The sequence below is a fragment of the Streptomyces sp. NPDC026062 genome (assembly GCF_055568375.1).
This window is the reverse complement of record NZ_JBVHOQ010000003.1, coordinates 157,709-169,456: the sequence shown is the minus strand read 5'-3', so window position 1 is coordinate 169,456 and position 11,748 is coordinate 157,709. Positions and strand designations below refer to the sequence as shown.

The following is an 11,748-nucleotide window of genomic DNA, read 5'->3' as shown; positions in this document are numbered from 1 at the left end:
GCGGACGGCTAGTTCTTCGGACCCGGGACCGTGGTCAGCAGGGGTTCGGGCGAGGTCTCGCCGGGTGGGGCGCCGATCGCGCTGATGGTGAGTACGAGGGCGAGGGCGGCGGCCAGTCCGATGGCTGCGGCGATCAGGGCGCGCATGCTCGGCCTCCCGGGAGCTCGGAACTGATGGGTCGTCAGGGCTGAGGCACCGTAGCAACCGGGGCGCGAGATGAGAACACGTAGAACAGCCCCTTGGCCGGTGCGGGCCAAGGGGCTGTCCGGGGGCGTGGTGGGCCCGGTGTGTACGGGTCAGGCGGCTGCGGGGGCCTCGACGGTGAGCTCGATGACGACGGTGGCGCCGCCCTCGGTGGTCAGCCGCAGCTTGTACGTGCCCGCGGCGCCGTCGGCGTAGATCTTCGGCAGGGTGAGCCTGCCGTCGGCGTCCGTGGTGAACACGAGGGTGCGGACCGGGTCCCCCTCGTCGTCCGTGAAGTAGGGGCCCTTGTCGTTCTCGACCGGCTCGTCGTCGTCGGTGATCATGGTGGCGGTGACCGCGACCCGGTCGGCGGCGACGCCCTTGTACGTGGCCTCGGCCGTGATCTCGGCGAACTCCTGGCCCGCCACGGCGGTCAGCTCCGCGGTGCCCGTCCTGGCGATGGCGTCGGCCTGCCGGGCGGTGACGGTCGCCGGGTAGCTGACGGCGGGCAGCTTGGTGCCGGTGGCCGTCGCACGCACGGTGAACCCGCCGGTCTTCTCGCCCGCCGTCAGCACCGGCGCGGTGACCGTGCCATCGGCCCCGGTGACCAGAGTGACGGTGCTCTTCGCCCCGCCGAACGCGGCGTCCGTGTCACCGACGACCGTGAAGGTCACGGACACCTTCGCGAGCGGCGTGCCGGCATCGCTCCTGGCCCGGACCTTGATCCGCTCGGCGAAGGCCTCGCCCGCGGTGGCGGTGAGTTCGCCGGTGCCCGCGTTCTGCACCCCGGCCAGGACCGGGGACGGGGTGGGATCGGGGGTGGGCGGCGTCGTCGGAGTGCCCGGATCGCTGGGCCCGGGGCTCGGCTTCGACGGCGGCTTCGGCACAGGTGTGGGGCTGGGCGTGGCGGGCGGCGACACCGACGGGGCGGTGTCCGGGGTACGGGAACCGGCGCCCGGGTGCCTTCCCGTGCTGATGTCGGCCGGCAGGACGCCCGTGCCGTCCGGCACCTCGTGCGTACCCCGGTTGTAGTACTCGAACCAGGTGCGGACGGTACGCAGGTACGCGTCCGAGTGGTTGTAGCTCAGAACCGCACGGTCCAGGTCGGAGGCGAGCGACAGGTTCCGGGAACCGGCACAGAGATAGTGCCCGGCGGCGAGCGCCGCGTCGTAGATGTTGTTGGGGTCCTTGCGGCCGTCGCCGTTGCCGTCCGCACCCCAGGTCGCCCAGGTCGACGGGATGAACTGCATCGGGCCGACCGCCCGGTCGTGCTCCGTGTCCTCGTCGTAGACGCCGTTGTCGGTGTCCTTGATCAGGGCGAAACCCCGGCCGTCGAGGGCCGGGCCGAGTATCGGCGAGAACGTGGTGCCCTGCGCGTCGACACGGCCGCCACTGGCCTGGCCCGACTCGACCTTGCCGATCGCGGCAAGGAGCTGCCACGGCAGCCGGCAGGCGGGGTCCGTACTCGCGACCGCCTGCTGGGCCTTCTTGTACGCCGCCAGGACCGAAGCCGGAATGCCCGACTCCGCACTGCCTGTCACTGGCAGATTGACGGAGGTACCCGGCTTGTTGGGCGTGTTCAGCGGCGGCAGGTCCGTGAAGTAGGGCGAATTGCCGGACGCCCCGCTGTCACCCGATGGCGTCGAACCCGCGATCGGCTGGCCCGGCTGGTCGCCCTCGGACGCCACCAGAGGTGAACCCGGACCCTGCGAAGCGGTGAGTGCTGCCACAGCGGCGGCGGCCACGGCAGTCGTGGTCGCCCCTCTGCGCAGTCGGCGACCGAATTGCGCTGCCATAACGTGTGGGCCCTCCCCCTCGACGGCTGTCCGCGCTCCCCTGCGCCTGGACTCAGGCGACCCTACGGCAACTTGTGCCGCCCGAACACAGCGGCCCGACCGCTTCTTACCGGTTTCTCACCTTCCGTACAGCACGTTGTCCAGTCCGCCGGAGGTCCGTACCCGGCTGCTCACCCATACTTCCCCCATGCCGTTCACCCTCAGCCACGCCGCAGCCGTACTCCCCGGCATCCGCCGCGACGGAACAGGGCGCGGACCGCTCCTCGCCCCGGCCCTCGTCGCCGGCTCGTTCGCCCCCGACATGACGTACTACGCGGACAGTGCGATCCCCGGCGCCATGGAGTTCGGGCAGGTCACCCACGCCTGGTGGGGCGTGTTCACGGTGGATGTCCTCATCACCGCGGCGACCGTCGCACTGTGGCTGCTGCTGCGTGACCCCCTCGTGGCGCTGCTGCCCGCCCGCTGGCAGGGACGCGTCGCCGCCTGGGCCGGTGGCCCCCCGCGCCCACCGGGACAAGGCCCCCGGGGCCTGCGGGACGGTGCGTGGTTCGTGGTGTCGGCGGCCATCGGGGCCGCCACGCATGTCGTCTGGGACGCCTTCACCCACCACGGCCGCTGGGGCGTACGGCTGGTGCCGCCGCTCGGACAGAACATGGCCGGATACCCGGTGTTCCAACTGGTGCAGTACGGCAGTTCGGCCCTGGCGCTCACGCTGCTCGCATGGTTCACCGTGTCGGGGCTGCGCCGCACCGGTCCGCGGCCCGTCCCGGCGTCCGTCCCCGTCCTGGACCGGCGGGCACGGTGGTGGGCGGCCGCGGGCATCGGACTGTGCGTCCTGCTCGGCATCGCGCACCGCTGCGCACGCTGGTACGCCTACTTCGGGCACATCGCCACACCACTCGACATCATTCCGACCGCATGCTTCGGCGCGGGCGCCGGACTCGCGGCCGGACTCGTCCTGCACGGGGCGTGGACCCGGCTTCGGAACCGGAACACCAGCACCGGCACCGACACCGGCAGACCGGTACTCCCCGCCGCCGGCCCGGCCCGGGACACGAGCCGGACCGGCGACTGAGGACACACCACACCCAACGGGACACCACGGCCAACAGGAGGCCATGCCCAGGGCGGAAACCCGCGTCAGTGCGCGGCGGACTCCCAGTCCTTGCCGACCCCGACCGACACATCCAGCGGCGCCCGCAGCCGCACCGCCGTCGACATCTCGTGACGCAGGATCTTCTCCACCTGCTCCCGCTCGCCCGCGGCGATCTCCAGCACGATTTCGTCATGCACCTGGAGCAGCATCCGCGACTTCAGCTCCGCCTCGGTCAGCGCCCGGTCGACATGGAGCATCGCGACCTTGACGATGTCCGCCGCAGTGCCCTGGATCGGCGCGTTGAGCGCCATCCGCTCGGCCGTCTCACGACGCTGGCGGTGGTCGCTGTTGAGGTCCGGCAGATAGCGGCGGCGGCCGAACACCGTCTCCGTGTAACCGGTGGCCCTGGCCTCCTCCACCACCCGGTGCAGATAGTCACGCACTCCGCCGAACCGCTCGAAGTACGTATCCATCAGGCCCCGGGCCTCGCCCGCCTCGATGTTCAGCTGCTGCGACAGACCGAACGCGGACAGCCCGTACGCCAGCCCGTAACTCATGGCCTTGATCTTGCGACGCATCTCCGGGTCGACCGCGGACTTCTCGACACCGAACACCTGCGAGGCAACCGTGGTGTGCAGGTCCTCACCGGACGTGAACGCCTCGATCAGGCCCGCGTCCTCGGAGAGGTGGGCCATCACCCGCAGTTCGATCTGGCTGTAGTCCGCCGTCATCAGCGTCTCGAAGCCCTCACCGACGACAAAGCCCCGGCGGATCGCCCGGCCCTCATCGGTACGGACGGGGATGTTCTGCAGATTCGGGTCCGTGGACGACAACCGGCCCGTCGCCGCCACCGTCTGATTGAACGTGGTGTGGATACGGCCGTCGGCCGCGATCGTCTTGACCAGGCCCTCGACCGTGACCCGCAGCTTCGCCTGCTCACGGTGGCGCAGCATGATCACCGGCAGCTCGTGCTCGGTCTGCCCGGCCAGCCACGCCAGCGCGTCCGCGTCCGTCGTGTAACCGGTCTTCGTCTTCTTCGTCTTCGGCAGGCCCAGCTCGCCGAAGAGAACCTCCTGAAGCTGCTTGGGCGAACCGAGGTTGAACTCACGGCCCACCGACGCATGGGCCTCCTTCACCGCCTGCTGCACCGCGCCCGCGAACTGCTGCTCCATCCCCTCCAGATGGGACCGGTCCGCCGCGATGCCGTGCCGCTCCAGACGGGCCAGCAGAACCGACGTCGGCAGCTCCATGTCATGCAGCAGCCCGGCCGCCCCTACCTCCTCCAGCCGCGCCGTGAACGCGTCACCGAGATCCAGGACCGCACGGGCCTGCGTCATCAGGGCCTCGGCCTCGGCCTGATCGTCCGCACCGAACGCCAGCTGCCCGTCGGACGACGCCGCCGGAGCCAGCTCACGCCCCAGATACTCCACGGCCAGAGCGTCCAGCGCGAAGGACCGCCGCCCCGGCTTCACCAGATACGCCGCCAGCGCCGTGTCCATCGAGACACCCTCGGTACGCCAGCCGTGCTCCGGGAAGACCCGCATCACACTCTTCGCGTTGTGCATGACCTTCGGCCGGTCCGCGTCCGCGATCCACTCCGCGAACGCCTGCTCATCGGCCGCGTCGAGCAGCGCCGGATCGAACCAGGCCGCGGCCCCGCCGGCCGCGGCGAGCGCGATCTCGGTGACCGCGCCACTACCGAGCGCCCACGTATCGACCGTCGCCACACCGAGCGGCTGCGCGCCGTGCTCCGCCAGCCACGGAGCGAGCTCACCCGCACCCAGCACCGAACCGTCCAGCTCGACACCCGCCGCCGGTGCCGGGGCCTCGTCCTCGGCCTTGCCCGGATCCACCGCCAGCAGCCGCTCACGCAGGCTCGGGTTGCGGATCTCCAGCACATCGAGCACCCCGGTGACCGCCGTGCGGTCGTACGGAGCACGCTCCAGATCGGCCGGGGACTTCGGCAGCTCCACATCACGGACCATCTCGGTCAGCCGCCGGTTCAGCCGCACCGCGTCCAGATGATCGCGGAAATTCTGCCCGGCCTTCCCCTTGACCTCCTCGGCCCGCTCCACCAGCTCGTCGAACGAACCGAACTGATTGATCCACTTCGCGGCCGTCTTCTCACCCACCCCGGGAATGCCCGGAAGATTGTCCGACGGGTCACCACGCAGCGCCGCGAAGTCCGGATACTGCCGAGGGGTGAGCCCGTACTTCTCCTCGACCTTCGCCGGGGTGAACCGCGTCAGCTCCGACACACCCTTGGTCGGGTACAGCACCGTCACATTGTCCGTGATCAGCTGGAAGGAATCCCGGTCACCGGTGACGATCAGCACCTCGAAACCGGCCGCCTCGGCCTGCGTGGCCAGCGTGGCGATGACATCGTCGGCCTCGAAACCATCGACCGCGAACCGGTCCGCGTGCATCGCGTCGAGCAGCTCACCGATCAGCTCGACCTGCCCCTTGAACTCATCCGGCGTCTTCGACCGATTCGCCTTGTACTCCGGGAACTCCTGCGAGCGCCACGTCTTGCGCGACACGTCGAACGCCACCGCGAAATGCGTCGGCGCCTCGTCACGCAACGTGTTCGCGAGCATCGACGCGAAGCCGTACACCGCGTTCGTCGGCTGCCCCGCCCCCGTCGTGAAATTCTCCGCAGGCAGCGCAAAGAACGCCCGGTACGCCAGGGAGTGCCCGTCCATCAGGAGCAGGCGCGGTCGGTTGTCTGCCGTCTTCTTCGATGCCGTCTCAGCCACACCCCGATCCTGCCACGTACCACTGACAATCCGGACCGCCGACCACCCCCGGCCACCCCACAACCGCTCACCGGGCGGCCGACCCGCACCGCATGCCAGGATCGAGGAGAAGGAAACACGCGCAGCGGACCGCACCGCGCCCGCCACAGGCCCGAAGGGGAACACGATGGCCAGCAAGCCGCCCGCAGGAGACCCGGTCCAGGACGCACCCCGGATCGAACCGGCCCAGCACGCCGCCGCCGGACTGCCCGCCGTCGCCCACAGCCTGCGCATCGCACACCAGCAGATGGGCGTCCGCCGCACCGCGCAGACACTCCTCAAGGTCAACCAGAAGGACGGCTTCGACTGCCCCGGCTGCGCCTGGCCCGAGGGCGACAAGCGGCACACCGCCGAATTCTGCGAGAACGGCGCCAAAGCCGTCGCCGAGGAAGCCACACTGCGCCGCGTCACCCCCGACTTCTTCGCCGCGCATCCGGTCGCCGACCTCGCCACCCGCAGCGGCTACTGGCTCGGCCAGCAAGGACGCATCACCCAGCCCATGTACCTGCCCGAGGGCGCCGACCGGTACGAGGCCATAACCTGGGAACGCGCCTTCGCCGTCATCGCCGAGGAACTCGGCGCCCTCACCACCCCCGACGAAGCGCTCTTCTACACCTCGGGGCGCACCAGCAACGAGGCCGCCTTCCTCCTCCAGCTCTTCGCCCGCGAATTCGGCACCAACAACCTGCCCGACTGCTCCAACATGTGCCACGAGTCCTCCGGCTCGGCACTCACCGAGACCATCGGCGTCGGCAAGGGCTCCGTCTCCCTGGAAGACCTCCACCACGCCGACCTGATCATCGTCGCCGGACAGAACCCCGGCACCAACCACCCCCGGATGCTCTCCGCCCTGGAGAAGGCCAAGTCCGCCGGAGCGAAGATCATTTCGGTCAACCCGCTGCCCGAAGCCGGACTCGAACGCTTCAAGAACCCGCAGACGCCCCTCGGCATGATCAGGGGAACCGCGCTCAACGACCTCTTCCTCCAGATCCGCATAGGCGGCGACCAAGCACTCTTCCGCATCCTCAACAAGATGATCCTGGAGACCGAGGGCGCCGTCGACGACACCTTCGTCACCGAACACACCCACGGCTACGAAGAGTTCGCCGCCGCGGCCGCCGAAGCCGACTGGGACCGGACCCTCGCCGCGACCGGCCTCGACCGCACCGCCATCGAAGAGGCCCTCGCCATGGTCCTCGCCTCCAAGCGCACCATCGTGTGCTGGGCCATGGGCCTCACCCAGCACAAACACTCCGTACCGACCATCCGCGAAGTCGTCAACTTCCTCCTGCTGCGCGGCAATATCGGCCGCACCGGTGCCGGAGTCTGCCCCGTCCGCGGCCACTCCAACGTCCAGGGCGACCGCACCATGGGCATCTTCGAACGGCCCGCACCCGAATTCCTCGACGCCCTCGACAAGGAATTCGCCATCACCTCACCACGCCACCACGGCTACGACGTGGTCCGCTCCATCCAGGCCCTGCGCGACGGCGACGCCAAGGTCTTCTTCGCCATGGGCGGCAACTTCGTCGCCGCCACCCCCGACACCGACGTCACCGAGGCAGCGATGCGCACCGCACGCCTGACCGTCCACGTCTCCACCAAACTCAACCGCTCCCACGCCGTCACCGGCACCCGCGCCCTGATCCTGCCCACCCTCGGCCGCACCGACAAGGACGTCCAGGCAGGCGGCAGACAGTTCGTCACCGTCGAGGACTCCATGAGCATGGTCCACGCCTCCCGCGGCAACCTCACCCCCGCAAGCCCCCACCTGCTCTCCGAGCCCGCCATCGTCGCCCGCCTCGCCCGCGCCGTACTCGGCCCCGCCTCCGCCACCCCCTGGGAAGAGTTCGAGCAGGACTACGCCACCATCCGCGACCGCATCTCCCGCGTGGTCCCCGGCTTCGAGAACTTCAACGCACGAGTCGCCCACCCCGGCGGATTCACCCTCCCCCACGGCCCCCGCGACTCCCGCCGCTTCCCCACCGCCACCGGCAGGGCCAACTTCACCGCCGCCCCCGTCGAGTACCCCGAACTCCCCGAAGGCCGCCTCCTGTTGCAGACCCTGCGCTCGCACGACCAGTACAACACCACCATCTACGGCCTCGACGACCGCTACCGGGGCATCAAGGACGGCCGCCGCGTCGTCCTCGTCAACCCCGACGACGCGGCGGCGCTCGGTCTCACCGACGGCGCCCACACCGACCTCGTCAGCGAATGGAAGGACGGAGTCGAACGACGCGCCGCCGGCTTCCGCGTCGTCCATTACCCCACCGCCCGCGGCTGCGCCGCCGCCTACTACCCCGAGACCAACGTCCTGGTCCCCCTCGGCTCCACCGCCGACACCAGCAACACCCCCGCCAGCAAGTCCGTCGTGGTGCGCTTCGAGAACCCGCGCTGACATCCCCGGACAGGCGACACTAAGCGCCCGCTCAGCCGTCTGATAAGAACAGTGCGCACAAGAACGTGCACACAACAGCGAACCACCGCGGACGAACGGAGCCGGCCCATGGGCGAGCACACCACACCCCAGTTCCCCCAAGAGATCATCGACGAGTACGCCACCCTCGGCGTCGACCTGCCCGCCCTCTTCTCCGCAGGCCACCTCGGCGAACGCATGGGCGTCACGATCACCGAAGCATCCGCGGACCGCGTCGTCGGCACCATGCCCGTCGAAGGCAACACCCAGCCCTACGGACTCCTGCACGGCGGCGCCTCCGCCGTCCTCGCCGAAACCCTCGGCTCCGTCGGCTCCATGCTCCACGGCGGCGCCACCAAGATCGCCGTCGGCGTCGACCTCAACTGCACCCACCACCGAGGGGCACGAAGCGGCCACGTCACCGGCGTCGCCACCCCCGTACACCGCGGCCGCACCACCGCCACGTACGAAATCGTCATCACCGACGAACAGGACAAGCGGATCTGCACCGCCCGCCTCACCTGCCTCCTCCGCGACCTTCCGGCAGCCAACCCCTCCTGACCCCCCGAGCACCCCGCACCACCCCTGCCCGGCCGGACCCCCAATCCGGCCGGGCAGCGCCATATCCGGGCACAACCACCCCCGCACACACCGAACTTGCACAACACCAGCAGCCAACCCCCTTGACCGCCAACACCGTTCCGTGGCCCACTCATCTGCCACGCCCCGCCTGCGCACCCACCACACCGCGTCGACCACGCCACCCCAGATGTAACACTGCGTAACGAGCGCGCAATGTGCGCCCACTCCACGCACAAAAGAGAACCCGGCCCCGCAGGCGCCGGGCCCCCAGGCGCGCCCTCCCCCGCCTCCCCGCACCCCCATCACGCGACAGCAGCAAGATCACCCCAAGCCCCTTAGCAGAGCTGCGCGTTCTCACCATGCGGTCATTTCGCCGTCCGGCAGAAAACCGTACATGTCCACACAGCCACCTCAAGCCTTGCTCAAGGGCATAACAAGACAGTCACATCCTGCTCCACCCCCATCCCCGACCCCCACCCATGCCCTTAGAGTCACCGCCAGTCACCGCGCCGCCGGGCGCGTCTGCAGCACGGCCCTGTACCAACCAGTACGGCCCGGCGAACGACACGGCACCTCAAGCAGAGGAGGCCGCGCCAGGGAAAGGACCTTTCGTGCGACACCGTTCTTTGCTCATCCTCACCACAGTGCTCACCACAGGAGCGCTGACACTCACCGCCTGCGGGTCGCGCGACGACGACAAAAAGGGCAGCAGCGACAGCGGCGGCAACCAGACCGTCGTCATCGGCGTCGACGCCCCCATCACCGGTGACCTCTCCGCCCTCGGCCTCGGCATCAAGAACTCCGCCGACCTCGCCGCCAAAACGGCGAACAAGGACAAGACCGTCCCCGGCATCACCTTCGAGGTCAAGGCACTCGACGACCAGGCCCAGCCCTCCGTCGGCCAGCAGAACGCCACCAAGTTCATCGACGACAAGAAGGTCCTCGGCGTCGTCGGCCCCCTGAACTCCGGCGTCTCCCAGTCGATGCAGAAGCCCCTCAACGACGCCGGCCTCACCCAGGTCTCCCCCGCCAACACGGGCACCGAACTGACCCAGGGCGACAACTGGAAGACCGGCGACAAGAAGCGCCCCTTCAAGACCTACTTCCGCACCGCCACCACGGACCAGATCCAGGGCGCCTTCGCCGCGAAGTACCTCTACAACAACGCGAAGATCAAGCAGGTCTACCTCATCGACGACCAGAAGCCCTACGGCGCCGGTCTCGCAGCATCCTTCAAGACCACCTTCACCGGCCTCGGCGGAAAGATCGCCGGCTCCGACCACGTCAACCCCGACGACCGCGACTTCAACGCCGTCGTCACCAAGGTCAAGAAGTCCGGCGCCAAGGCCGTCTACTACGGCGGTGAATACCCCGCCGGCGCACCCCTGAGCCAGCAGCTCAAGGACAGTGTCCAGATCCCCCTCATGGGCGGCGACGGCATGTACAGCGCCGACTTCATCAAGCTCAACAAGAAGGCCCAGGGCGACATCGCCACCTCCGTCGGCAAGCCCGTCGAGGAACTCGACTCCGCCAAGGCCTTCATCGCGAACTACAAGGCCGCCGGATACAAGGACGCCTACGAGGCCTACGGCGGCGGCACCTACGACGCCACCTGGTCCATCATCGAGGCCGTCAAGGCCGTCGTCGCCGCCAACGACGGCAAGCTCCCCGACGACGCCCGCGCCAAGGTCCTCGAAGCCATGAGCAAGGTCAGCTTCGAAGGCGTCACCGGCCCCGTCTCCTTCGACGAGTACGGCGACACCACCAACACCATGATGACCGCCTACCAGGTCGACGGCGGCAAGTGGACGTCCAAGCTCAGCGAGGCCTACAAGCCGTAACAAGCTCCCGGTCACGCAACGACTGACACCCAGACCGCGCGGGAGCGCTACGAGCCCTCCCGCGCGGTGCCATTTCCGAACCACTCCACGGAGGCCCTGCGGTGCACGAACTGCCGCAACAGCTGGCCAATGGACTCATCCTCGGCGCGATGTACGGACTCATCGCGATCGGCTACACGATGGTCTACGGAATCATCCAGCTCATCAACTTCGCCCACGGCGAGATCTTCATGATCGGAGGCTTCGGAGCTCTCACCGTGTACCTCTGGATGCCGGCCGGCGCCAACCTCCTCGCAATCGTCCCCCTCATGATCATCGGCGGCGTCATATGTTCCGTCGCCGTCAGCGTCGCAGCCGAACGCTTCGCCTACCGGCCCCTGCGCACCGCCCCCAGACTCGCCCCGCTGATCACCGCGATCGGACTCTCCCTCGCACTCCAGCAGGCCATCTGGAAGTGGTACCCCAACGCCACCAAGGACCGCCCCTTCCCGCAGTTCAAGGGCGAGGCCTTCGACCTCTTCGGCGCCCACATCCAACGCGGTGACCTCTTCGTCCTCATCGCCGCACCCGTCTGCATGATCGCCCTCGGGCTCTTCGTCTCCAAGACCCGCTCCGGCCGCGGCATGCAGGCCACCAGCCAGGACCCCGACACCGCCAAGCTCATGGGCATCAACACCGACCGCATCATCGTCATGGCCTTCGCCATCGGTGCCGCGTTCGCCGCCGTCGCCGCCGTCGCCTACGGGCTCAAGAACGGCCAGATCGGCTTCAAAATGGGCTTCCTCATGGGCCTCAAAGCCTTCACCGCAGCCGTACTCGGCGGCATCGGCAACATCTACGGCGCCATGCTCGGCGGAGTCGTACTCGGCGTCGCCGAATCCCTCGCCACCGGCTACATGAGCGATGTCCCCGGCATGGACCTCTTCGGCGGCGGCGCCTGGAAGGACGTATGGGCCTTCGTCCTCCTCATCGTCGTCCTGCTGCTCCGGCCCCAGGGCCTGCTCGGCGAACGCGTCGCGGACAGGGCGTGATACGG

General features: G+C 69.0%; 8 protein-coding genes. 5 read left to right on the top strand and 3 right to left on the bottom strand.

The annotated features are described in order from the left end of the window. Positions 1–8: 8 nt before the first annotated feature. Both ACZ4LX_RS03925 and ACZ4LX_RS03920 read right to left on the bottom strand, forming a co-directional pair. The gene (locus tag ACZ4LX_RS03925) at positions 9–146 is read right to left on the bottom strand and encodes an SPW_0924 family protein (RefSeq protein ID WP_467635236.1); all 138 of its coding nucleotides are present in this window, start codon (positions 144–146) and stop codon (positions 9–11) included. A gap of 150 nt (positions 147–296) precedes the next feature. Then, entirely contained in the window at positions 297–1,979 is a 1,683-nt protein-coding gene (locus ACZ4LX_RS03920; protein ID WP_467635233.1) for a lytic transglycosylase domain-containing protein, read from the bottom strand. A gap of 187 nt (positions 1,980–2,166) precedes the next feature. On the opposite strand from ACZ4LX_RS03920, the gene ACZ4LX_RS03915 reads away from it, so the two are divergent. Next, positions 2,167–3,054: a DUF4184 family protein gene (locus ACZ4LX_RS03915; RefSeq protein WP_467635230.1), complete on the top strand. Its 888-nt coding sequence runs from the start codon at positions 2,167–2,169 to the stop codon at positions 3,052–3,054. Between the two features lie 65 nt (positions 3,055–3,119). On the opposite strand, the gene polA is transcribed toward ACZ4LX_RS03915, so the two are convergent. Beyond that, positions 3,120–5,831 (bottom strand): DNA polymerase I, encoded by a 2,712-nt coding sequence (polA, locus tag ACZ4LX_RS03910; protein WP_467635227.1) that lies wholly within the window; start codon positions 5,829–5,831, stop codon positions 3,120–3,122. Positions 5,832–5,997: 166 nt separating this feature from the next. Here polA and ACZ4LX_RS03905 point away from each other — a divergent pair, with 166 nt between their 5' ends. From ACZ4LX_RS03905 to ACZ4LX_RS03890, 4 genes are all read left to right on the top strand, one after another. Next, positions 5,998–8,271 (top strand): FdhF/YdeP family oxidoreductase, encoded by a 2,274-nt coding sequence (locus tag ACZ4LX_RS03905; protein ID WP_467635224.1) that lies wholly within the window; start codon positions 5,998–6,000, stop codon positions 8,269–8,271. A 108-nt stretch (positions 8,272–8,379) separates the two neighbouring features. Further along, positions 8,380–8,850 carry a PaaI family thioesterase gene (locus tag ACZ4LX_RS03900; RefSeq protein ID WP_467635221.1) on the top strand — a complete coding sequence of 157 codons (471 nt, stop codon included), beginning with the start codon at positions 8,380–8,382 and terminating at the stop codon, positions 8,848–8,850. 647 nt (positions 8,851–9,497) lie between these two features. Next, positions 9,498–10,712 carry a branched-chain amino acid ABC transporter substrate-binding protein gene (locus tag ACZ4LX_RS03895; RefSeq protein WP_467635756.1) on the top strand — a complete coding sequence of 405 codons (1,215 nt, stop codon included), beginning with the start codon at positions 9,498–9,500 and terminating at the stop codon, positions 10,710–10,712. A 101-nt stretch (positions 10,713–10,813) separates the two neighbouring features. Then, positions 10,814–11,743, top strand: coding sequence for a branched-chain amino acid ABC transporter permease (locus ACZ4LX_RS03890; protein WP_467635218.1), 930 nt, complete (start codon positions 10,814–10,816; stop codon positions 11,741–11,743). Positions 11,744–11,748: the final 5 nt, after the last annotated feature.